The organism is Paenibacillus validus NBRC 15382, assembly GCF_004000985.1.
In the GTDB taxonomy this organism is placed as follows: domain Bacteria; phylum Bacillota; class Bacilli; order Paenibacillales; family NBRC-103111; genus Paenibacillus_G; species Paenibacillus_G validus.
Genome location: NZ_BIMH01000017.1, coordinates 24,209 through 48,339 on the forward strand (window position 1 = coordinate 24,209; position 24,131 = coordinate 48,339).

General features: G+C 41.3%; 24 protein-coding genes. 3 read left to right on the forward strand and 21 right to left on the reverse strand.

All coding sequences use genetic code 11. From position 1 onward, the window contains the following. Positions 1-160: 160 nt before the first annotated feature. The 3 genes from PVA01S_RS13310 to PVA01S_RS13320 form a co-directional block, all read right to left on the reverse strand. Positions 161-2,305 carry a heavy metal translocating P-type ATPase gene (locus PVA01S_RS13310; protein WP_127608023.1) on the reverse strand — a complete coding sequence of 715 codons (2,145 nt, stop codon included), beginning with the start codon at positions 2,303-2,305 and terminating at the stop codon, positions 161-163. Beyond that, the gene (locus tag PVA01S_RS13315) at positions 2,295-2,672 is read right to left on the reverse strand and encodes an ArsR/SmtB family transcription factor (protein ID WP_054796030.1); all 378 of its coding nucleotides are present in this window, start codon (positions 2,670-2,672) and stop codon (positions 2,295-2,297) included. The genes PVA01S_RS13310 and PVA01S_RS13315 overlap by 11 nt, the downstream gene beginning before the upstream one ends. A 226-nt stretch (positions 2,673-2,898) precedes the next feature. Next, positions 2,899-3,102 carry a DUF2933 domain-containing protein gene (locus tag PVA01S_RS13320; protein WP_054798818.1) on the reverse strand — a complete coding sequence of 68 codons (204 nt, stop codon included), beginning with the start codon at positions 3,100-3,102 and terminating at the stop codon, positions 2,899-2,901. Positions 3,103-3,278: 176 nt separating this feature from the next. Here PVA01S_RS13320 and PVA01S_RS13325 point away from each other — a divergent pair, with 176 nt between their 5' ends. Then, complete coding sequence (locus tag PVA01S_RS13325) at positions 3,279-4,181, forward strand: cupredoxin domain-containing protein (RefSeq protein WP_127608024.1); 903 nt, start codon at positions 3,279-3,281, stop codon at positions 4,179-4,181. A 13-nt stretch (positions 4,182-4,194) separates the two neighbouring features. On the opposite strand, the gene PVA01S_RS13330 is transcribed toward PVA01S_RS13325, so the two are convergent. The 10 genes from PVA01S_RS13330 to PVA01S_RS13370 form a co-directional block, all read right to left on the reverse strand. Continuing rightward, entirely contained in the window at positions 4,195-4,662 is a 468-nt protein-coding gene (locus tag PVA01S_RS13330; protein ID WP_127608025.1) for a putative iron-sulfur cluster-binding metallochaperone, read from the reverse strand. 39 nt (positions 4,663-4,701) lie between these two features. Continuing rightward, positions 4,702-6,033 carry a multicopper oxidase family protein gene (locus PVA01S_RS13335; RefSeq protein WP_236595690.1) on the reverse strand — a complete coding sequence of 444 codons (1,332 nt, stop codon included), beginning with the start codon at positions 6,031-6,033 and terminating at the stop codon, positions 4,702-4,704. Then, positions 5,924-6,187 carry a hypothetical protein gene (locus PVA01S_RS26620; protein ID WP_164751825.1) on the reverse strand — a complete coding sequence of 88 codons (264 nt, stop codon included), beginning with the start codon at positions 6,185-6,187 and terminating at the stop codon, positions 5,924-5,926. The genes PVA01S_RS13335 and PVA01S_RS26620 overlap by 110 nt, the downstream gene beginning before the upstream one ends. A 43-nt stretch (positions 6,188-6,230) precedes the next feature. Further along, positions 6,231-6,641 (reverse strand): rhodanese-like domain-containing protein, encoded by a 411-nt coding sequence (locus PVA01S_RS13340; RefSeq protein ID WP_236595681.1) that lies wholly within the window; start codon positions 6,639-6,641, stop codon positions 6,231-6,233. Positions 6,642-6,655: 14 nt separating this feature from the next. Further along, positions 6,656-7,462 (reverse strand): prolipoprotein diacylglyceryl transferase, encoded by an 807-nt coding sequence (lgt, locus tag PVA01S_RS13345; protein ID WP_127608027.1) that lies wholly within the window; start codon positions 7,460-7,462, stop codon positions 6,656-6,658. Between the two features lie 144 nt (positions 7,463-7,606). Then, positions 7,607-8,464 (reverse strand): prolipoprotein diacylglyceryl transferase, encoded by an 858-nt coding sequence (locus PVA01S_RS13350; protein ID WP_127608028.1) that lies wholly within the window; start codon positions 8,462-8,464, stop codon positions 7,607-7,609. A 13-nt stretch (positions 8,465-8,477) separates the two neighbouring features. Next, entirely contained in the window at positions 8,478-8,993 is a 516-nt protein-coding gene (locus PVA01S_RS13355) for a TlpA family protein disulfide reductase (RefSeq protein ID WP_127608029.1), read from the reverse strand. A 61-nt stretch (positions 8,994-9,054) separates the two neighbouring features. Further along, complete coding sequence (locus PVA01S_RS13360) at positions 9,055-9,768, reverse strand: cytochrome c biogenesis CcdA family protein (RefSeq protein ID WP_127608030.1); 714 nt, start codon at positions 9,766-9,768, stop codon at positions 9,055-9,057. Positions 9,769-9,829: 61 nt separating this feature from the next. Then, complete coding sequence (locus PVA01S_RS13365; protein ID WP_127608031.1) at positions 9,830-10,687, reverse strand: M56 family metallopeptidase; 858 nt, start codon at positions 10,685-10,687, stop codon at positions 9,830-9,832. Further along, complete coding sequence (locus PVA01S_RS13370) at positions 10,684-11,118, reverse strand: BlaI/MecI/CopY family transcriptional regulator (protein WP_127608032.1); 435 nt, start codon at positions 11,116-11,118, stop codon at positions 10,684-10,686. The genes PVA01S_RS13365 and PVA01S_RS13370 overlap by 4 nt, the downstream gene beginning before the upstream one ends. A gap of 173 nt (positions 11,119-11,291) precedes the next feature. Here PVA01S_RS13370 and PVA01S_RS13375 point away from each other — a divergent pair, with 173 nt between their 5' ends. Continuing rightward, on the forward strand, positions 11,292-12,953 hold the full coding sequence (locus PVA01S_RS13375) for a multicopper oxidase family protein (RefSeq protein WP_127608033.1): 1,662 nt from the start codon (positions 11,292-11,294) through the stop codon (positions 12,951-12,953). A gap of 62 nt (positions 12,954-13,015) precedes the next feature. Here PVA01S_RS13375 and PVA01S_RS13380 read toward each other — a convergent pair whose 3' ends face one another. From PVA01S_RS13380 to PVA01S_RS13400, 5 genes are all read right to left on the reverse strand, one after another. Next, positions 13,016-13,915, reverse strand: coding sequence for a WD40/YVTN/BNR-like repeat-containing protein (locus PVA01S_RS13380; protein ID WP_127608034.1), 900 nt, complete (start codon positions 13,913-13,915; stop codon positions 13,016-13,018). Between the two features lie 23 nt (positions 13,916-13,938). Continuing rightward, positions 13,939-15,018, reverse strand: coding sequence for a sensor histidine kinase (locus tag PVA01S_RS13385; RefSeq protein ID WP_127608035.1), 1,080 nt, complete (start codon positions 15,016-15,018; stop codon positions 13,939-13,941). Beyond that, on the reverse strand, positions 15,015-15,707 hold the full coding sequence (locus tag PVA01S_RS13390; RefSeq protein WP_127608036.1) for a response regulator transcription factor: 693 nt from the start codon (positions 15,705-15,707) through the stop codon (positions 15,015-15,017). Before PVA01S_RS13390 ends, PVA01S_RS13385 begins: the two co-directional genes overlap by 4 nt. A gap of 18 nt (positions 15,708-15,725) precedes the next feature. Further along, positions 15,726-16,550, reverse strand: coding sequence for a C39 family peptidase (locus PVA01S_RS13395; protein ID WP_127608037.1), 825 nt, complete (start codon positions 16,548-16,550; stop codon positions 15,726-15,728). A 104-nt stretch (positions 16,551-16,654) separates the two neighbouring features. Continuing rightward, complete coding sequence (locus tag PVA01S_RS13400) at positions 16,655-18,847, reverse strand: spermine synthase (RefSeq protein ID WP_127608038.1); 2,193 nt, start codon at positions 18,845-18,847, stop codon at positions 16,655-16,657. Between the two features lie 216 nt (positions 18,848-19,063). Here PVA01S_RS13400 and PVA01S_RS27825 point away from each other — a divergent pair, with 216 nt between their 5' ends. Beyond that, positions 19,064-19,408 (forward strand): four-helix bundle copper-binding protein, encoded by a 345-nt coding sequence (locus PVA01S_RS27825; RefSeq protein WP_127608039.1) that lies wholly within the window; start codon positions 19,064-19,066, stop codon positions 19,406-19,408. Between the two features lie 62 nt (positions 19,409-19,470). Here PVA01S_RS27825 and PVA01S_RS13410 read toward each other — a convergent pair whose 3' ends face one another. The 3 genes from PVA01S_RS13410 to PVA01S_RS13420 all read right to left on the reverse strand — a co-directional run bounded on the left by PVA01S_RS13410 (position 19,471) and on the right by PVA01S_RS13420 (position 24,081). Then, entirely contained in the window at positions 19,471-20,661 is a 1,191-nt protein-coding gene (locus PVA01S_RS13410; RefSeq protein ID WP_244932948.1) for a D-alanyl-D-alanine carboxypeptidase family protein, read from the reverse strand. A 319-nt stretch (positions 20,662-20,980) separates the two neighbouring features. Next, positions 20,981-21,604 (reverse strand): NAD(P)/FAD-dependent oxidoreductase, encoded by a 624-nt coding sequence (locus PVA01S_RS13415; RefSeq protein WP_127608041.1) that lies wholly within the window; start codon positions 21,602-21,604, stop codon positions 20,981-20,983. A gap of 47 nt (positions 21,605-21,651) precedes the next feature. Then, a complete protein-coding gene (locus tag PVA01S_RS13420; protein ID WP_127608042.1) occupies positions 21,652-24,081 on the reverse strand; it encodes a heavy metal translocating P-type ATPase in 2,430 nt (809 codons plus the stop codon). Positions 24,082-24,131 lie beyond the last annotated feature (50 nt).

A 24,131-nucleotide genomic window follows, 5' to 3' on the forward strand; every position in this document is an offset into this window, starting at 1 on the left:
TGAACTAAACATCCACAAACAACATGCAGATCGAGAAATGAAGCGTAGACGAAGCGAACGCCGAAGCCGATAGTTATTGCCGCCCGACCTTCGCTATTCGAAGCGAACCCCCCGCTTAGCTGACCTTTAAATGTAACGGAAAGTGGCGGGGCTTCTTCAATTACTTACTATTTCTGATCTTCAACAATCTAAGGCTATTTAGCGTAACGATCAACGTCGCGCCCATATCGGCGAAAACCGCCATCCACAACGTAAGCCATCCGGGAACAATAAACGCCAATGCAAGAAGTTTTATACCGAGCGAAAACGTAATGTTTTGTTTAATTATCGTTAGGGTTTTACGGCTTAATCGAATTGTATATGGTAATTTACTTAAATCATCCGCCATAAGCGCAATATCTGCCGTTTCAAGTGCCGTATCTGTACCGGCGCCACCCATTGCGATACCAACCGTTGAAGCCGCAAGCGCTGGCGCGTCGTTTACGCCGTCGCCGATCATTGCGACATTGCCGTAATCTTTGCGAAGTTGCTTGATATAGTCTAATTTATCTTGTGGCATTAGATCGGCTTTAACGTCCGTAACATTCAGTCGTTGCCCGATAGCTTCGGCGGTTGCTTGATTGTCGCCCGTAAGCATAATCGTCTTCTTGATGCCAATTTCGTGCAGTTGTTTGATAACGTCTTCACTGGAATCGCGTACTTCGTCAGCAACGGCGATTAAGGCAAGAACTTGTTGTTCAGTACCCAATACCATAACTGTTTTCCCCTGCTTTTGAAGAACTTCGATACGCTGATTCGTTTCAACATTCATATTGGAATGAAGTTCTGTGAAAAGTTTCGGACTTCCGATGTAATACAATTCCCCGTTTACCTTCGCTTTTACACCTTTGCCCGTAATGGACTGAAAGTCTTCAACGGTAAGTGATAAATCGGCGCAGATGCTTTCAGCTTTTCGAACAATCGCGGAAGCAAGCGGGTGTTGCGACCCTTTTTCGATAACTGCCGCGATAGCAAGCAATCCCTTTTCGTCTATCGTTCCGAAAGTTTCAACGTTAGTTACTTCCGGGAAGCCTTTTGTCAAAGTACCTGTTTTATCAAAAGCGATTGCTGAAAGGCGTCCAGCTTCTTCAAGGTGAATACCGCCTTTGATAAGAACGCCATTCTTTGCCGCGTTACCAATAGCCGTAACAATCGAAATAGGTGTTGAAATAACTAACGCACAAGGACAACCGACGACGAGTAGCGCCAATCCCCTATAAACCCATTCGCCCCAATCGCCACCAAGGATAAGCGGAGGAACAACGGCAATACCTAACGCCAAAATCATAATCGCGGGCGTATAGTATTTCGCGAACCGATCAACGAACGCTTGCGAAGGTGCGCGTTCCGCCTGTGCTTCTTCGACAAGGTTGATAATTTTTGAAATCGTCGTATCCTCGACTAATTTTGTAACTTTAACTTCAAGCAAACCTTCTTCGTTTAAGGTTCCCGCAAATACTTCATCGTCAATTGTTTTAGATACGGGAACGGATTCGCCTGTTATCGCGGCTTGGTTAATCGTTGATGTCCCTTTAATAACAACGCCGTCCATCGCAAGTTTTTGTCCCGGTTTCACGATCATAATATCGCCTACTTGAATATCGTCAACGTTAACCATTAGTTCAGCGGAACCGCGACGTATTAGCGCTTCTTTCGGTGCAATGTCCATAAGGGAACGAATGGATTGACGGGCTTTTTCCATCGAGTAGCGTTCCAGAACTTCACTGATAGCGAATAGAATGACGACCGTTGCGCCTTCGCCCCATTCGCCGATAGCCGCGGCGCCGATAATTGCTACGGTCATAAGCGTGTTCATATCAAAATTAAGACGGAAAAGATTCTTTATACCTTTAATGAATAATGCGTACCCGCCAATTATGATCGATGCGCCGTATGTTATTGAAGATAGAATGCTTTCTTCCCCGTATTGTTCACCAAGTAAATAACCCGCAACCAGTAGAACGACCGAAAGTAATACATTCCAGTTTGCTAACCAAAATGGTTTTTTCTTCTCGACTACACGTTCTTTTTCTGGCGTAACTTTTAAGTTCTCGAAAGCGCCAGCTTTTTCAAGTTCTTGAACGCTTGTCTTGCCGTAAACAGTTATTTTTGAAGCACCGAAGTTAACTTGTGCGTCCTTTACACCGGGTAAGTCCTTGACGTTCTTTTCAAATTTCCCCGCGCAATTGGTACATGTAAAGCCTTGCACGCGGAAAACATTTTTATTTTCTTCACTTATAGCGTTATTTTCTACATTACTTGCCATTAGTAATCAAATCCCCCGAATGTGTGGATGCTAACTGTACCAATTGACGAACATGATCGTCTTCTAACGAGTAGAACACTAATTTGCCTTCCTTACGGTTTTTCGCTAATCCAAGTTGATTTAACGTCCGTAAGTGGTGCGAAGCCGTCGCCATTGTTGAACCGATAATATTCGCGACGTCGCAAACGCAAAGTTCATCTTCTTCACAAAGGGCGAAGGCGATCTTCATACGTGTTTCGTCGGCTAATACCTTAAACATTTTGACCATGCCGTGAATATTTTGCCCTTCAAGCGATTTTTGTACCCTTTGAACCTTGGGTTCGTCATAACAGTAAATATCACAAGTGTCTTTTTCCTTTTTGCTCATTCCGTCACCCCTTCAATCAAACCTTTATTTGATTATTATCATAGCACGATCTTTTTATACATTCAAATGAAAATTTGACTGTGTTTAAAAAAGGCTTCAACCATATTTGAGTATAATTCCACGACATGGAAAAAGCGCTACAAACCAGGGAGTTTTTTTGTCCCTTGTTATAGCGCTTAGAATCGATGTAAAAATACAAAGAAGAGGCATATGCCCCTTCCGTATTTTAAACATGCTGTTTTTGTTGCAAATTTTCAACCTGTCGATGTAGTTCGTTATTCCGTTCCTTTAATTCGTTCAACTCGTTAGTCACTTGTTCAAGAGAATGACTGTTATTTGAGTTTCCGGCTTTATGATCGCCATGCATTCCTTTCATCATCCATATCATCATTATTGGACAAACAAGCATTAACAACCAGTACCAATTCATCTTACCTTCACTTCCTTTCTTGGTTATCTTATATGAGTTTTTATAACTCAATTGTAATTCCTAATTATGAGATCCCTGTGTAGAAGTTGTTGAAATCAAGTTTTTTCCACATTAATATTTAGGACATTCCATACATATTTTTAATATACAAGCTATCATTTACTGGAGGGCAAAAAATGACGAACACTTTCTTTTTCCTGGGTATTTATTCCGTTTTAACCATATGGATTCTTCGATTCATTATCGTTTTCCGCCATCGTTTATCCTGTATGGCCGGTATGATGGCTGCAATGGTGCAGGGAATGACAATCGGTTTAGGCGTAGGGACGCTGCTCGTTATATGGCTCCCGGGTGAAATCTTTCATGCAACAATAATTAGTATGTTAATCGGGGGAATCATCGGGACAGTTTCTGGAATCCCTATTAGTATTATGGCCATATTGGACGGACTTTTATCGGGTATCATGGGCGGCATGATGGGCACAATGTTTATGGTCATGATCCCTACATCATATACAATTGCAGCCATAAAAATCATGTCAGTTCTTTGTACCGGTGTGCTGTTTCTTTTATTTCTGATGTTACAGGGAGAAATAAAGCTAGAACATTTACAGAAAAGATCATCATTATTGTCCAAACCAGTCTCTATGTTTGCCGTAATCGTTTTGTTTGCAGTCATAATTATTTTGGGTGTAGGGAGCGATTTACACAATAACTACTACGGTAAACAATACAATAATACAGCTGATCCTAACGCTACGCATGAACACCAACTAGAGAAGAATTTACCAGACCTATCCAAAAATGAACTCGCAATAATAGCGAATGAATTTTCATTTTCCCCATCCACAATCCACATGAATGCGAACGAAAAAATAAAGATTATTTTGTATAACGCGGGAAATGTTGAACATGACTTTGAAATTGTCGGAACTGATATTCATGTCCATGCAAAACCAGGGCAAAGAAGCAGTGTAATCGCCACTCTGGAGAAAACAGGTGAATACCGAGCAGTGTGTACATTGCCTGGCCATCAGGAGGCTGGAATGATCTCTGCCGTTCGTGTTCATCCATTATAGAACAATATTGATATTAAGACGTAGGATTTTTATCCGTGTTAATGCTGCGTATAAATGAGGTTACATTACCCAAACAACAAGACCCTTGCGGGTTATTAACTTCACAGCCACAACGCTTGGCTTGTACCTGCATGCGTATATGTTCTATGGGGCGTTGGTTTTTTAGAGTTGCTTCCGTTAGGCGTTTTCTCGTCCATCCAAAACAGTAGCAAACCGGCACATTCAAAGCCTTGTTTTTCTGAAATACAGATATTTTGAGGTCGTCTGAAACGTAAGTTTGATCATTGCTGAAATAAACTACTTCACATGAGGAATTTGAGCAGAATGTGTATATCAATTCACTGTCTATGGTTTCTAAGGCTTTTGGTATAAGCATTGCTTTGAGTGTAATAAGAGGAACGTTCTTGCCCTTTTGCTGACAAATAGGGCAATAATTAAGATTCGACTTTTCCAACGATGATGATTGACAACATTCGTTCAATGATGACCACTCCTTAATGTCCGTAGAAACACGCTAATCTTACTCGCTCGGCTGCGATTGATCAATATGGCTCGGAATTGCATACCCGTCATAAAGTACTGATGTCATCATCCCAGAACTCGCATGGTTGAGATCGTGGCAATGAAACATCCACTCTCCGGGATTATTTGCAATGAAAGCCAACTCATACTTCTCGCCCGGTTTTACAACAAGTGTATCTTTGAAGATCGCCCCGTCTTCAACCGGTGAGCCATCCTTACTTAATACTTGAAAAAAGTGTCCATGCAAATGCATAGGATGATCGAACATCATATCTTTGCTTTCTAATGTTACTTTAATAATATCCCCTCTCTTCACATCAAGCGGATCGATATCAGGATATGTCCTTCCATTAATTGTATAGATCATCCCCATTCCTTTCATTCCATGCGACAGCACCATCTTGTATTCTTGATCATATTTATTTGATGCAAGAGAAGCATATTCTGTTGCAATCCCGGATCCAGTCAATGTAAAGATTCCGTCATACTCCGTTTCATCCAATGTTTTCTTGGATGTTCTATTAATTAATGGAATGATTAATCCATCTGCAGCAGGCGTATTTAACATCTCTCTTATAAAAAAGCTGCTATCGGGCGCAGTAAATTCCACATCGTATCTTTCCCCTGGTCCAACGGGCAAAAGCTTATTTTGGATTATTTGCGGATCCATTACTGCCTGCCCATCAACCGCCACGACTCTATATTCGATCGAACCCAAGTTCATATAATGGGTTATATATCCTGCATTTATAAAACGCAACCGCACATTCTCACCCGTTTGAATTTCGTACGCAGAAATCAAATCACCAGACTTGCCGTTTACAGTGAAAAGATCATCATTGGAGCTTCCCATCATACCCTTTGATCCTGCTTTTCCCTTACTATTCATCTCATCCAGGATAAACGTATAATCTCGGTCCAACTCCGTTTGCCGGTCGCCCTCCACGATCAGTGCACCATATAACCCAAGATCCACTTGCTCGGCACTTTTGTAATGGGAATGATACCAATAGGTGCCTGGAACGGTTGCTGTAAATGAATACTGAAAACTCTCTCCAGGTTTCACTGCGTTCTGTGTTACCCCGGGTACTCCATCCATATCTACCGGAACAGGATATCCATGCCAGTGGATGGTTACGGGCTGATCCAGCTCATTCTTCAAATTGACTTCTACCTGCTGCCCTACTTTTACACGGATTTCTTGGCCGGGTACAGTTCCGTTATAGGAATAAAGGTTTAGTTTTATTCCCGACGAGACCTCTTGTTTGTGCAACGATATTATATGTGATCTTATCGCCTTCGATTTGAGGCCTTGTATAAAAGGTATCATCGATTGGAAGTATTGAAAACTGATTAATATCCACTTCTTTCCGTTGTCTTTTTTCACTTGTGGGTTCTGATCGATTCATCATTCCCATCATTGAACAAGAACCAAGGACTGAGGCAATGAGAAGGATTAGAATTGCTTTATAAATGTTTTTCAACCGCTAGTCCTCCTTCTTAACGTGCTCGTATTTTAACGGATAGTTACTTCTCGAGGTCCCCCGTCCATTTAGCCATACCGCCGTCAAGATTATAAACCTGGTTATAACCATTCTCTAACAAAAGGTTCCCACTTTCCACTCCCATACGACCGGTATGACACACAAAGACAATTTCCTTATCCTTAGGCAGTTCAGTATACCTCAACTGAATCTCCTCAAAAGGAATGTTTATCGAGTTGGGTACTCTACTATTGGAAAATAATTCGGGTTCCCTTAAATCGACAATGACCATATCTTTTTTACTGTTGATCATATTCGTGAGCATCTTAGTATCCACGATTTGCAGTTCAGGTATAGTTTCTAGGGACTTGTTCGTTGTTAAAAACTTGATGGAGGCCGCTCCTAACATAACTACAATCAATACAAGTAAGACAAACCACTTATTTCTTATCACAAGCGACCCTCCTTTTAATGAATTTGTTCTAACTTGGGCGAAAGATCTTCGGGGTCTTTTCGTTTCTGTCTTAAAGTGAAGATCATCATGATTACCAGACTAATTACAATCACAACTACACTCGTCCATTGTCCTGCTGTCCAATTAAAAAGATATCTAGGAGAGTCACCTCTTAAAAACTCCAGCATAAACCTTCCGATCGCATACAAGATGTTATAAGATAAGAACAAAAACCCTTTAGGCCATGTTTTATTTTTCATGATCAATAAAATCGCAAATACAATGAAATCCCACTGACCTTCCCATATCTCGGCTGGCCAAAGTGGTTGCGGACCGTATTCGGCATATGCCATTGTGCCTTCCGGATAAACGATGCCAAAACTTGAGCCTGTAGGTGATCCATACGCATCTCCATTTAAAAAGCAAGCGATACGACCGATAGCCTGGCCAAATATAATAGCTGGCGCCATCGTGTCCGCCAGCTCCCAAAATGAAATCCGAGCCACTCGGGCGTAAATCGCCGCAGCGATAAATCCACCTACTAGCGCTCCTTGAATGGCAATACCTCCGTTCCAAATAGCAGGTATCTCCACTAAATGTTTGGAGTAATAGTCCCATTGGAAGAAGAACACATGCCAAATTCTTGCAACCAAGATTGCTCCGATTAGTACATAAAACATCATGTTTGGAATATGTTTGCGATATGTTGTCCCTTTTGCTAAATAATACGCCACACCCATGGCCAACATGATGGCTAAAGCAACGACCAATCCATATGATCGAACTTGGAAATCGCCAATCGAAAAAAGAATCACTCTCATCCTATACCCTACCTTGCCCTATAATTGTTTTGCAAATTAGGCGTTCGCCCAAAAAAACAGTCCCTTACCGCATCCGGGTCTAAATCCACCGCAAAGCAGAGCGCTTCAAACCATTCTGTTTGTATAAACGATAATGCATCTTGTTTAATCTGAAAATATTGTCCTGTTCTCTTTGCTCGAATTTTCAGATCGGATTTGGTCAGCAACAGCATTTCCTGGATCAGAAGATAATACCCACGCGGCATCATGTTGATCTTCATCCCTTTCGCTTATTGATGTCTGTTCATGATGTTTCAATCTGTTTAAGAACATGGAAGATATAAATCCCGCTGCCATCATCAACAAATACACGATTTGTTGTCCAGATAACCCTAGTAGAAAAATTGCTTTCGGCTTAAATAACGACACTAGCATCAAGCCTGCACCAAAATAAGTTAAAAACAGAACAACTATGTTTCCCGAACCGACCTTCGACCGTTGTCTCCACAAGTAAATGAGCATGGGAACTGTAATAAACAGCATGTAAACATTGATAGGATGATATTTAAACTGAGGGCTTTCAATCGAAATTCCCCAAGGCAACGAAGTAGCCGAACCGTATTGCCATCCAATCAAACTGTATACGAGGACTGACGTGATGGTTCCAATAGCAAGCAGGTCACCAATAAAAAAAGCCGGAACTTTCAATCGCCGTATACTTATGGTCATGTAAAATACGGCAACCGTAACTCCTATCCATAATCCCGTTGAAGAACCAATCATAGTAATTAATCGATACGGGTTACTCCATAAAATAGACGGCGAGAAAAGCAAGGGGCTGAATTTCCAGACGAAGAATACGATAATAAAACTATTGAAAAGCTTATCAAGAATTGGACGATCATAGAAAGGGGAGTTTTTGATTAGCTTTTGCAGTACATAGTAGCCAACCATTCCTGAAAACCCCATCAGCAGCCAGTCCAATTTAATCATAAAGGGTCCAAATTGCAGTATTTCCGGCATAACCCTTTGCCCCCTAACGAATAAGTCGCTTAAATTTACTTTCCAAATCTCGGGAATCTACAACTCCGATTACCTGATCCACAATGACGCCTTTCCCATTTACAAAAAAGGTTGTTGGAATTGGCCTGATCTGATATCGCCCAGACACTGTTCCTTCCGGATCCAGTAAAACGGGGAAATCAAAACCGTATTCCTCCACAAAAGCTTTTGCTCCATCAATACTGTCGCCGACAGTAACGTTTACTGCATAAATCTCGATCTGTTCATTATATTTTTCATACAGTCTCACCAAATCGGGCGCCTCAATCCTGCATGGGCCGCACCATGATGCCCAAAAGTTAATAACAACGGGTTTGCCATTCAAGTCATCAAAAGAATACGCCTTCCCATCAAGTCCAGTTAGTGAAATCTGCGGGGCTCGATACCCTACTTTGGGCAGTTCTTCCTTATTATTTGGTGATGGCGATTGATAAACAGCCGCAACGGTGAGAACAACAATAGTCGCTAGCACTATCCATTGTTTTTTCATCCTTTTCCTTCTCTCCATTACCATATTCAAAAAGTTATATTTTCCAGCATACTACTTCCTTTTAAAATCCTGTAAATCCACCGAATAACTGAATCAAGAAAATCGTAATTTTTGTCATTTGGTCCGTATACAACAGAATTCCGGTCAATACCATCAAGGCCCCACCAATTTTCATCAAGATGCCTGAATATTTAAGTATCGATTTTAATCGTCCGATAAAGAATGCCATCACGAAAAACGGAATAGCAAAACCAATTGTGTAAGCAACGGTATAGATAATTGCCTGATTCGGATTGGCCACTCCAAGCATAATCACCGCCGACAAAATTGGTCCGACGCAGGGTGTCCAACCCGCCGCATACGTTATCCCGACAAGTACGGAACCAAAATAACCAACTGGCTTGTTCTTGAAAGTAACTCTCGCGTCTTTCATTAAGAACTTGGGTGTAAAAACTCCAAGCATAACCAGACCCATAACAGCGACCATAATACCTCCAAGTTTGCGTATCAGGTCTTGATAATCAGTAAATAAGTTTCCTATGAAACTAACTGAGATACCGAGAGCAATAAAAATAATTGAGAAACCGATCATAAAAAACACCGTATGCATCATCGCTTGCCGGTGGAGCATTCCTTTACCTTCTTGCAAATCTTTTACAGAAATACCTGTAATGTATGATAGATAAGAAGGATACAATGGAAGACAGCAGGGCGAAATAAATGATAAAAGACCTGCGCCAAATACAAGCCAAATGCTTAAATCTGCAGCATTCAAAAAGGTTACCTCCCTTTTCACACTACTGATTGTAGTGTAAATTGTTTTGAAAAGGGCGGGCTTACGAACACCCACCTAAAATAATGCTACTCATAATAAATATAAGAGATAGGGTCAGTAACAACGGTTTAAAGTCAGACATGGGAACATGGATCCGCTGTTTCGGTTCAAGAACTTGCATAATTCGATAATTGATTGCATTTTCTGCAAAGTAAGCAACTGCAGTAGAGTGCTGCATCTTGCCTACTTTTGATAGCTTTAGTAGAACATTGCCTAAATAATACTCCGTCCCCATTTGCTTAATGGCGAATCGGTCGGCAAGCAATTCCTTCCATGTCTTAAAATCACGTACCATCGCCTTCATCGTCGGTATATACCCTAACCCGTCAAGGATCAAAGCTAACAGGAACATTTTCAATGGGTCACGATTCCGGCAGTGGTACCACTCATGAAGCAGAATGGCTTCTACTTCATGATTGGAAAACATGCTCAATACTCCGGTTGAAACAATAATTCGGGGCTGGAAGAATCCTATTGTTAGAGCAATAAACTTCTCATCATTAACAACAATGAACTCTGTCCCCCACTTTTTATACTTATCATTCAGTTGTTTGGTAAGTTTCGTATGTTTCTTGCTATGAAACACCCTGAGCCATTTTTGGGTTAAACGTAATTGCTTGTAAAGACGCCAGATCATTTTCCCAAACGTATATAAAATGATCACGTTGATCAAAAATTTTATGACATTATGGGCTACGGTTTCTTCCTTTAATGCACTTATACAATATTGGAAAAAGTTCCAGGGAAGGCGAACATCCCATAGTTGATGCGCTATATATAGGCCCATTTGTACTAAAATCATAACACCGACGAGTAACAAGGAACCGAAAATGAAATTTATTCGGAATACAGGATTCATAAATCTTTCCTGCTTTTCAGTTGATTTAATTTATCCGATAATTTATTGATCAATTCAGAGTCGGCATCCTCCAACGCATCAATCATGTGTCCCACAACAAGATCACCAAATTCTTGAATGAGGCCATCTGTAACCGCCTTAGTTTGTACGTGCAGAAATTGTTCTTTCGTTTGCACAGGTTCGAAAACTGTCACCCTATTCCTGCCTTTTCCACGTGTATCTTTACTAAGGTGCCCTTTTTCCAGCAATCGATTCATTACGGTCATCACTGTGTTAAACGAAATAGGACTTTCCTGATTTAAAATTGACTGCACATCCTTGATACTCATACCATCGGACAACCACAATATGTTCATAATCTTGGCTTCGAGTGGGCCGAAAAAACGATTTAATCCTTCTTCATTCACATTAAACTTCTTCACATTTGTCATTTTCTGCCCCCCCACACTACAAATTGTAGTCTATTAAATACACTGTGTCAATCGCTCACAAATCGGGCAAAAATGAATCCGGCCTCCCTACATAAGTTCTACATAATCATGTATTATGATTAGTTTGTGATAAATGTTATAGACAAAAGTATTGAGGATAGGGAGGAAGCATTATGAAGATTGGTACACGTTTTAAATTAGTATTCGTTTTTGCAATACTTGCTGTTTTGCTTACAGCCTGCTTTGATTCGAAGGATTCGATGGAAGGAATGGATCACTCGAACATGAATCAATCCGGTATGACCAATACGGATAGCAGCAATCAGTCTAATGTAAATACACAAGATAAAACATCAAAGATGACAACCTTAAAGGGGAAGGAATTTACGCTTACCGCAAAAACAAGCAATTTAGAAATCACTCCTGGAAAAACGTTGCCTGTATGGACATTTAATAACTCTGTGCCAGGCCCCGAATTTCGTGTTAAACAAGGCGACACCGTCAAAATCACATTAAAAAACGATTTGCCTGAACCCACTACGATACATTGGCATGGTTTACCTGTTCCCAACGAAATGGACGGCATTCCGGGTGTAACTCAAAATGCTGTACAACCTGGGAAGTCATTTGTCTATGAATTTAAAGCTACTGTTCCCGGCACTTACTGGTACCATTCTCATCAAGACGGTGCTAATCAAGTGGATAAGGGCCTCTACGGTGCGTTTATTGTTGAAGGAACAGATGAGAAAGTGGATCGGGATTATACGTTAGTTTTAGATGAATGGATGAGCATGGGCGATATGGACATGTCATCAATGGACAATAGCAGCATGAACATGGATATGTCATCGATGGATCATAGCAACATGAATATGGATTCTTCAAAAGACCAGGCATCGAGTGAAAATAACATGGACCATGGAAATATGGGTGATGATGCTCACGGTTCTTCGGCTGAAGGTCATGATATGAGTATGTACGATATATATTCAATCAATGGGAAGTCGGGAGACTCGATTGATAAACTTATAGTGAAAAAGGGCGAAAAAGTTCGCATTCGACTCGTTAACGCTGGATTACTTTCGCATAATATCCATTTACATGGGCACGAATTTAAAGTCGTCTCTACTGACGGACAACCGATCAACAATCCTGCTTCTATCAATGATCAGGTCATTTCGATTGCTCCGGGAGAACGCTACGATCTCGAATTTGAAGCGAACAACCCCGGGCAATGGTATATCGAAGATCACGGAGATGATCCGCGTGTGAAAGGCATGAAGGCCATCATTGCCTACGAAGGCGCAAACGCAGATACAGACAAGCCAAACGAAACTGCCGCGCTGCCAATCCTTGATTTGACACGTTATGGGCAATCATCAAATTCAGTGTTCACATTGGACCAAAAATATGATTTAGAGTACACGATGGATCTGAATACGGATCAACAGAGTGGACAGCAGGTCTATACGATTAATGGAAAAACATATCCCGACACTGAGAAAATCAAAGTCAAAAAGGGAGACCTCGTCAAAGTCCGATTAGTCAATAATTCCAAGACCGACGATCATCCCATGCACCTTCATGGTCATTTCTTCCAAGTTCTTAGCAAGAACGGTAAGCCTATAGAAGGCTCACCCATCGTGAAAGACACACTTAATTTGAAACCAGGAGAAGAATACGAAGTGGCTTTTGTTGCGGATAATCCAGGAGACTGGATGTTCCACTGTCACGAACTTCACCATGCTGCAGCAGGTATGGTTACGCATTTGCAATATACCGACTATAAGAGCGATTTTGTACCTGATCCGAATGCCGGCAATAAGCCTGAATAACCTTAAATGGCCTGATCTTACGCCTTAAATTAGCGTAAAATCAGGCTGTTTTTTGCAGGTTGTTATTTTGTTTTCGCCCAGCTCTCACCACCGTCTTTACTTTCATATACCGAATACCTTTCAGTCACAATTAACAGACGGTTGGCGTCTTTCTTCGAACCTTTGATCCCAAGCGGCATTTCTCCATTCAAATCGACTAGCATTGGCTTCCAAGTTGTTAAGTCGTTCGATCTTTGAAATCTGCTTTCATTCATAGTAATGATTTCCCCGGTTGGCGTAATAAAAATTTGAAATGTCGGCTCATTACCGATCTTCGTCTCTTTTATATTGTTATCCATTATATCGTAACGGTACAGCCCGCTTTCTGTGCCGGCAATAATGGATGAAGATTGACCGGGTGCAATTGCTATAGAATATGCAGCTTGAGGAATAACACCTACCTTCGTCCAGGTATTCCCACCGTTGTTGGATTCATACAGATTGTCTCCTGGACCAGCAAGCATTGTATAAAGATGCTCAGGGTTATTTGTATCCATGGCCAAAAGGTGCGCATCCGGTTCATTTGGTTTTTGTTTATTCGGTAGCCCGTCTTCGGCCACATCCCAAGTCTTTCCACCGTCTAATGATCGCTTAACAAAACCATGACCGGAAACTATCATTTTTTCCGGATTTGTTGGATCGATTTCCAGTCCCATTACGTCGTTACTTTGCAAAGGTTGTAATGTGCGTAACCATTTCCCGTTGTTATATTCATAAACACCTGTATGCGTTCCTAACCAGACAGTTGATTCATCTGCAGAATAGCTAAAGACATGAGGATGCGTTGCCGAGCCGGGTTTTAACTCGTCCGCTGAGCTTGTCCTATTTATGATTCCCCAGACAGCCACGCCTAAAATTCCAATCATAACGATCGAAAATACCCACCCTATACTCAAAGAAGATCCTTTTTTCTTACTGGCCATATTTATCTCTTCTCCTTCAGTTACTAATCCAAATTTTTAGGAAGTTGAATATAAACAATAGTTCCATGGTTGCTTTCAATCCATACCGATCCATGGTGGGCTTCGACTATTTTTTTCACGATTGTAAGACCAATACCTCCACCCCCGGATTTTCGATTTCGCGATTTGTCCCCCCGATAAAACCGTTCGAAAACATATGGCAAATCTTTAGGCGAAATACCTGATCCAGTATCACTCACAGTGATAAGAACACTTTCCCCCTTATCCGTCGCTTTTATTTCCACATATCTATTTTCCGGGGTAAATTCCAAAGCATTGCTTAACAGATTAACAAGAACTTGAATAAGACGTTCCTTGTCAACCTGTATGATGATTGAGGGAGCACTTTTGACTATGAGTTGAACATTTTTTTGCATGTAGGCAGCTGATACCACGCTTACTCCATGTTGGATCAACTTACTTATGTCTTCTTGTTTCAAAGATAATCGAAATTGGGAGGATTCTATATGTGTGAGTTGCTCCAAATCAGCAACCAAACGAATTAATCGCTCGATTTCTTCATAACAGGCTTGAATCCGCGACGGTGTCGGTTGCCAAACTCCATCTTGGAATGCTTGCATGTGACTTTTTAACGTTGCAAGCGGAGTACGCAATTCATGTGCAATATCTTGAGTCATTATTTTGCGCAAATGTTCCTGATTTTGCAATTGTTCTGCAAGTCGATTTAATGAGGCTCCCAGATCCGCCAACTCGTCATTTCCTTTAATGTTTGACCTTGATTCTAAATGTCCATGTGTCATTTTTTCCGCAACATGTTTCATTGTGATCAGCGGCGCAGATACTCGTTTCGCTATATATAAGCTAATACCGATGGTCAAAAGAAGCGCTACCAAAAATGTCCAAACGATGGATTGAATCAATGCTTGTTCTAAATGATAAATAAGCTGAGAAAAATCGTGAGTCATTCCCATCGACTGGTTCTGATACATCAAGAAGTGATAATGCGTCTCAAATATAAGACTTATACTAACGAATACGAGTATGGCTGCCACCGTAAAAATAAAAATGAAGGAAAGGCGGGCACGCAATCCGGTTTTTCTCATCTAGTACCACCCATAAAGCGATACCCAACACCGTAAAGGGTAACGATATATTCCGGTTTTTTAGGATCCGGCTCAATTTTTTGACGTAAATTTTTAACATGCTGATCAATGGACCGAACATCCCCCGCATAATCAAAACCATACACTTTTTCCACCAATTCTTCTCTTGTAAAATGTCTTTGAGGATGTCGGGCTAAAACCATCAGCAGTTTATATTCGTTCGGAGTTAACACAATCGGAGCTCCATTTAAATATACCTCATGGCGTAAAACATCGATAATAAGCTCGCCATCGTTAAAAGAGACGCGATCAGCAAGTAAATAACTGTCATCGGAACGTCGAAGGATTGCCCTAACCCTGGCAACCAACTCTCGAACATCAAAAGGCTTAATCAAATAATCATCTGCACCAAGCGAAAGACCTTGTATCCGATTATTTTCTGAAACCTTTGCGGTAAGCATAAGAATGGGAACGGAGCTTTGCTGACGAATTTTTTGGCATACTTCTTCTCCAGGAATATCCGGAAGCATCAAATCCAGTATGACCAAGTCGATTGCCGTTGATTCGATAAACGATAAGGCTTCTATACCCGTTCCCGCCTCAACGACGTTGTACCCCTCCTTTACCAAATAAGAACTAATGACATCGCGGATTTTTTCCTCATCATCGACTATTAAAATGCTCTTCATACCCTATCATCCTCGCAATTAATCTACTCTGTAGGATAGCGCCTGTTTTCCTAAGGCTTCCCAACTCTCAATAAATTGTTTCTTATCGACTTTAATTCCTTTTTGATTTTTTCGCGGGTCGTTTATAAACACATGATCATTGTCGTAACCGACCAAGAGCACCGTATGCTCTTGAAACGTCGTCCGGATCGGCCCAAGTGGGGAATCCCACACCATCCATTGCTTTTCAGACGGCTTCGTGTATGAAACGGTTGTCCAAACCAGAACCGGAAAACCGTCAGATACTTGTTGCTCCAGTTCATCAAAGTCTTTTCCGGTAAAATCAATTCCGGTTGGAATATATTTGATAAGTAATTCAAATAATGCCGTGTGATAAATACCGTATCCTTTTTTCTTGCCTGTTATATCTCCTACAAAACCTAAATTCGGGTTTCCCCAATAGCGGATGCTTCCGTCTTTATTATACTCAATAGGCGTAGGATCCTGTTTTAGTTCGGGAAGCAAATCCATTTTACTTTTATCGATGCCGTAAAAATTGAACATCATCGTTAATGTTGCAATTTCACATCCGTTATAAAGTTCGGGTAACTGAAGAACGACAGGTGCGTCAATAAAGGCCGATTCGAGCTTTTCTTTTTTCTGATCAACATTATCACTTTCATTATAATCATCTTTATTTTCAGTTAAGATAGCGACGGATTGTCGCATGTCATCGGGATTAGAACCTATCAAAAACTCCTGATCAGTTATCTTTAAATACAATAACAACGTAAAGAACGCGCTTGTCATAACAAGGCCGATGACTAATATTGTTGCAAATATGTACTTCAGAGTTTTCAACATACTTTCTGCCTCTCCCGTTGTACAACCACTCATAATAAATTTAAAAATTTAATACACTACATATTGTAGTATATATTTGGATAATTGTAACTACCTGTTCTCACTTATTTATAAACCAATTTCGGATGCACAATGTATAGCAATCCGTAAACAGCGGCCCCGATCATCATTGCAACGGTAAATCCCATTGTCATGGAAATCATTACGGAAAGAAGGGAACCGGCTACTGTCATCAATCCGTTTATCGCCCAACTTACCGCCGTCTGCCGTTCCGAAACTTGAGTTAAACCATAAGGAAAGGGCATACCCATAAAAAAGCCCAGCGGGAATAACAATATCGCTGCAACTGCTATTCGATAAATCAAAGGCAAATAAAACATTTGCTCATTGTACCAAGTAATTCCCGAATTCACTCCTATCGCAAGAATTGTTATTATCAGTAAAGGGACAAATCGTTTCGTTTGTCCATTGAACCATATCCCGGATAACAAACTCCCGATTCCACCGGCAATCAGTAAAATACCCAGAACCAATACAAAAGACAACGTAGGATGGCCTAACGGTAAAATAAGCCGTTGCACAAGCGTTGTTTCAATGATAATAAAACCGATGGCAATACCTGAAAAATAGGCGGTCCCTCCGTATCCGTTTTTCGTTATTCTAGCAAAGACAAATACGAACAAAAATGTCAGAACTACGATCCAAATAAACGAATAGGGGATTTTTCCTGTTTTGTTATAAAAGAACGGCATATCGTCGCTATTCGCAGCCAAGTTGACTTTCTGATCGGCTAATAACTTACTTAACGAAGAGTATTGATCATTTACATGAGGAATGTGAATCGGAATTTGCTGTATGCTCTCCGTTTCCGATTTTAAACGGTTGGCTAACATTAACGAAATCGGCCGCTTGTTAATGATCAACAGAGGCCGTGTTATCACGCTTCCCCCCATACCCCAAACCTCGTGTCCAAGATGCTGAAACGTACCAATCACTGCAATGTGATCACTTATTCGATTGTTGGTAACCCCTTCGCTTTTAAGGGATTTTTCAACAGCAGTCATAACCTTCGCCAATTCCATTTCGTTATGAAGCAGAAAGGCAAGTCTTCCGCCCGGCTTTAACTTCTTTAGATATTCTCCTACCGCTTCAACTGTAAACATATAGTTTTCTGTTAAGGTCATACCCAAAGCGTTTTCTGACTCCTTTTTTACCAACGATAAGTAAATTAAGTCATACTGATTTTGGGTTTGCCGGATATAGTTACGGCCATCGGATACAATTTCCCTAACGCCAGGCTGTTTAAATACATTGCCTGAAAAAGATGACATTGCCTCAACAGCCCGAAAACTTCCTGGATTGATATCGACTGCCTCAATCTGCTCAAAACCGGCCATTTTTGCAGTCAGGACTTCTTGTCCCCCGCCAGCACCAATAATTAAGACCCGTTCTTTTGTAACATCTTGAAAAGCAAGAAAACTCGTTGTCCATCGCAAATAATCGACCTGCTGCAAATCGCCTGTATATTTCGAAATTGGCGATACTGCTCCGCCATCGATCGTGATATATAACAATTGCCCATCTCCCGCGTCGTATACATCTGTGCGAGAAAATGAATTCCAATCCGAATAAACAATGTGAGTGTCTTTTTCACCTAAAAACAAATTTGCCGGGCTCGTTTGGTAAGCACGAAATGGAAGAAAGTTAGTAAAAGGTTGAACTAAGTTGAAAATCAAGATAGCAAGACCCGTTATATATATATATTTTAATGGGTTTGCAGCGGTTTTGACGCTGCAAACAAAACTAATGAACACTAGCGCCGCTGATATTAGACTGACCATTTCGATCGGACCTAGTACATCCATTAACCATATAGAAAATACCGCACCAATTCCGGCACCGGCTAAATCGAAAAAATATATCGTCCGAATATTTTCACGTTGCCCCTGCATGATTGCGGCAAGCAACGAACCACCCGCGAAAAAAGGTAAAAGTGCTACAGCCGAATAGAACCATATATTCTGATAAGGAAGCACATATATTGTTAAAACTGAAATAATCAACAGGATAGCAAATAGCCCTAACCATTCATTGCGGTTTCTAAAGACGAATCCTGAAGATTTGTAGGCTAAAAACCCGCCAAGACCGATTCCTAATGTTGCCAGGGAAATCGTTAAAAAGACGAAGTTATAATCCAGTATCACCGAAAAAAAACGGGAGAGGAATACTTCATATACTAAAAAAGCAAAAGCCGATGAAAATGTAATCAGCATATCTTTACGATCGCTTCGCTTCAATGACATAGTTCCCCTTCATAAGGTAATCCTGTTAATATTAACAGTTTGGTCAAATCGTGATGACCTTAAAACCAAGCAAGGGGTGATGTTTTTATAATATCTTTCCGGATTAATTAAATGAAAGGAAGATGGTTCTCTGCCCTCACGAATATAGATGTATCATTTGGGAATTATACATCAAGAAGTAACCAACGATATAAGGAGGAGTGTTATTCCATGCCAGTCACAACGCATACTGCACAGCATCACCAATCTTGTATCGACACATGTAATGCCTGCGTACAAGCTTGTGAACATTGCCTAACCGCGTGTTTGAATGAACCGGATGTGCAGGCAAGAATTCAATGCATTCAGTTGCTGCGGGATTGTGCAGATATTTGCTCAATCTCATCTCAATTCATGTCACGTAACAGTCCCTATGCCAAACAAATCTGTAATATCTGCGCAAGCATTTGTGATGCTTGTGCGGCGGAATGTGCGAAGTTTAAAGACGAACACTGCCAACACTGCGCCGAACTTTGCAGAAAATGCGCTGAAGAATGCAGAAAAATGGCAGCTTGACTGAGATAGGGGGACGGTTGTCCCCCTTTCAGTTATCCCTCTTTTTTTATTTGGATTTTTCTCTAATTTTCGAAAATTTGTTTAGATAATTTTTTTTGCTTTCTCTTTTTCCTTAAGATTAGAATAACGACCGTAAGAATTAACATAAACATAAATGTTATACTGGTGCTGAATGGGGATGATGCTGCCTTTTTTTCAATTGAAGGATCTTCCGTATTATCTCGTTTAAGTTCTTTATTATTATTGATTTCCAATTCTTTTGAATATATTTTTTTTCCGTCAAAGTTCAAAACAACGATTAGGAAAGCAGAATCATCGATCTGGATATCAAATTTTTCGTCTTTATCGCTTGTAAAGATTAATTGTTCCGGGATTACAAAACGGTCGATATAAGACTCAAATGCTGAGGGATTTAAAGTAATCTTATTGGTTTGAAAATGTTCAAATCCATAGTCGAACAATTTTACCATATCACCGTAAGCTAATTCTGACGAATCGGCTTTCAAGGTAACGGCAATCCATTCTGAATTCCCTCTCTTGACAGAGGCAACCAACGTGTTTCCGGACTGACTCACATATCCGTTTTTTACACCTGTTGTTCCTTCGTATCGCCATAGTAGTTTGTTATGATTATAGAGTGTTGTTTCCCATCCTTTCCCGATCCACTCCATTTCCTTTGTTCCAACGATGGAACGAAATATCGGGTTTTTCATCGCGTATTGCGTAATAATTGCCATATCATAAGCAGTTGTTTGATGTTTTTCATCAAATAGCCCATGCGAGTTTTGAAAATTTGTGTTCTTAACTCCAACCGTATCCCTGACAAATTGATTCATACGTTCTGCAAATTGGGCTTCACTTCCATCAAAATATTCCGCAATCGCTGTTCCCGCATCATTGCCTGAATTAATAAGCAGTCCTTGGACAAGTTTTAATAATGTAACCTGTTCCCCTTCAAGTAAATAAACTCTCGTACCAATAACATTTCTAGCTGTTTCGCTAACGGTTACAATATCGTCCAAATTGCCCTCTTCTATAGCTATTATCCCTGTTACGATTTTCGTGATACTTGCGGGATACATTAAGCGATTACTTTCTTTTTCATACAATATGGTGCCTGTTGCTCCGTCAATTAAGATAGCAGCTTCGCTGTTGAGCGAAAAATGCTGATCATCTTTCGTTGCATATACCGTATTTTGAAAAACGAATATGAACGAGACGAATAGAAGAAAAAAATGATAGAATGTTTTCACTGAACTTTTCCTTTTCATGAACGGAATTGAAAAAATACACTACTTATTGTAGTGTATTAAAAAGTGCAATGTCAAGATCTTAAGATCCTTGAAATATCCTTTGTAATATTTTGAAAATGCATATCGCTTTAGTTTTTATCTAAGAATTACAGTATAGCAGTACAAAGTTAAAATAACTTCGGACTGCTATACTATTTCCTTGGCATCCATTTACTTTATTTATACAGCGATTATAAGATATAACTAAATTGGATTTTCCTAAAATACCGCTCAGCACCAACCTTATACTGTTCTTTCACTAGTAGTCCCCTCTGAAATATTAAGCTGCTTCAGCAACTTCTCGTAATTTTTCCAGCGATATACGTTCCGCATATCTGGCGTAGGTCTCTTTCTTTTTTCCGTTCTGCTGAAAGTCTGTAATCAATCGGGTGACTGCAGGAATAAGCTGTTCTGCTCTAAGGCCAGGTACTAACAACTGCGCAAGCCGCGCCTTCAAACCTTTGGCATCGCCACCAACATAGAGATCATATCTATCTTTCATTTTCACGATAGCAATGTCTTTTAGTAAAGGCTCGCTCGTACCGAGCGCACAACCTGCATAACCAATCTTCAATGGACTGGGAACTGGATGACCGACAATTGCCTTATCGAGTGTTTCGGCTACATCCAACCCTGCATCCTCTGCTCCTCTGCAAAAATTGCATGCAATTAAACTTTTCGAATAAAAGCCTGCAGGGTGAATCTCCAAGCCTGCTTCCTGCAATTGTTTCTGCACTTCTTGCACACGTTCTTCTTGCAATGCCACATAAAGCTGCTTGAATGTCGTCATTTCAATCTGGGCATCTTCCCCTACGATGGAACCTAGCAATGCAAGCTGGTTAGGCTTAAATATTGTACCACCCACTCCAAACCCAGGTGTTACGGCAAATTTCTGAAAAGCCATTTGATTTTCACTCTCCCTTTTCAATATATATGAAGCTTAGTTCAAACTTAAATTTTCACTCTCTGCAATCTCAATGCATTTAACACTACGGAAACGGAACTGAACGCCATTGCCGCTCCAGCCACCCATGGCGCCAACAAGCCAATTGCCGCAATCGGGATTCCAGCGGAGTTATAAGCAAGAGCCCAGAATAAATTCTGCCTAATGTTCCGCATTGTCTTACGGCTCATAAATATCGCATCAGGTATACTATTTAAATCACCACGCATCAATGTTACATCAGCTGCTTCCATGGCTACATCGGTTCCAGTACCGATCGCCATCCCGATATCCGCCAGTGCCAGGGCTGGAGCGTCGTTGATACCGTCGCCAACCATCGCCACCTTTTTGCCTTGCGACTGTAATTTCTTGACCTCTTCCGCTTTTCCCGCTGGCAACACTTCGGCCAACACATTATCAATACCGACTTGCGATGCAATGGCCCGAGCCGTCCGCTCGTTGTCCCCCGTAATCATGATTACTTCTAGTCCCATCCGCTTGAGGCGATCAACAGCCGTTTTTGAAGTCTCTTTAATCGTATCAGCCACGGCTACTATTCCGGCATATTGTTGATCGATCGCAATAAGCATCGCTGTTTTCCCTTCCTGCTCTAACTTCGACATCTGATCGAACGCCTGCTCCGCAGTTACGCCATACTTGGCCATTAAACGGCGGGTACCGGCCAAGATCACCTTTCCTTCTACAACAGCGCGGATGCCGTATCCCGGGACGGCTTCAAACTCGCTAGCTTCGGGAAGTTCCAGACCTCTCCCCTTAACACCTGACACGATCGCCTCCGCAAGCGGGTGTTCCGAACTCTTCTCAGCTGCACCGACTAGGCGCAGGAAATCCGATTCCTCCATATTATCGACCCATACATCGGTCAATTCCGGCTCACCTTTTGTAATCGTGCCGGTTTTGTCCAAGATGATCGCCTCGATTTTATGCGTCGATTCCAAATGTTCTCCGCCTTTGAACAGAACGCCCATCTCTGCTGCACGACCGGAGCCCGCCATAATTGAGGTTGGCGTTGCAAGACCTAGCGCACACGGACAAGCGATAACAAGGATAGCTATCGATTTTTCCAATGCACTGGCAAAATCGCCTGGTGTTACAATGAAGTACCAAACCCCAAAGGCTAAAACCGCAATGGCGACTACAATCGGTACAAAGATGCCGGAGATGCGATCCGCTACCCGTTGGATCGGCGCTTTCGAACCTTGTGCTTCTTCCACAACTTTAATTATTTGAGCCAGCGCTGTTTCCTTACCGACTTTTGTTGCCTTTACTCTCAATCTTCCGTTCTTGTTAACGGTCGCTCCAATGACAAAGTCGCCTACGTTTTTCTCTACGGGAATACTCTCTCCGGTTAACATCGATTCATCTACGGATGACGTTCCCTCGACCACTTCTCCATCTACGGGAACTTTCTCACCCGGCTTCACAAGTACGATATCTCCGGTCACTACTTCTTCAACCGGAATGGTCAGTTCCTGTCCATCGCGCACGACTAGCGCGGTTTTGGCTTGTAAGCCCATAAGTTTTTTGATCGCTTCGGACGTTCGTCCCTTCGCCTGAGATTCGAATAGTTTTCCGAGAACAACCAATGTAATCAATACGGCGCTTGTCTCAAAATACAGATCCGGTCCATGATGTGCAGCATCCGCAGATGATGCCCACACAATCGATAAATACAAACTATAGAAATAGGCTGCAGACGTTCCTAGTGCAATAAGCACATCCATATTGGCGCTTTTGTTACGTAAAGCCTTAAAGGCACCCACATAAAACTGCTTTCCGATATAAAACTGGACTGGGGTGGCAAGTGCCAATTGGAACCACGGATTCATAAATAATTCAGGCATCCAGATCCACGATGTGAATGAAAAGTGGCTAACCATCGACCACAACAACGGCAAACTTAATAGGACTGAAATGAATAGCTTACGCTTTTGATGTATTATCTCTTGATGCCGATGTTCCTCCAAATTACTTTGAGCTTGTTTTGGCATTGCTTTATAACCTAGTTTTTCTACTTGGTTCTGCATATCGGCGACAGTAACTTCCGTCGGGCTATATTCCACATGAGCTGTTTCCATCGCAAAGTTGACAGTTGCATTCGTAACACCCGGCAGCTTGTTAAGCGATTTTTCAATCTTGTTTGCACAGGCTGCGCACGTCATACCACTAAGCTGCAGGTCGATTGTTTCCTTTGCCGTCCCGTACCCCAGTTTTTGTATGCTTTGTTCCATTTTTGAAAGATCCATTACTGTAGGATCGTACGTTATCGTCGCCCGCTCCATCGCGAAATTAACATTGGCCTCTTTAACCCCTTCCAACTTATTCAAGCCTTTTTCAATACGATTCGCACACGCGGCGCAGGTCATACCAGTAATTTGCAGGGAACTTTGCTTCAATTCGATTTGATTGGATTCCATCTGTAGTCACCTTTTCATGTACCCATGGGGGGTATAATTTTGAGTAAAAA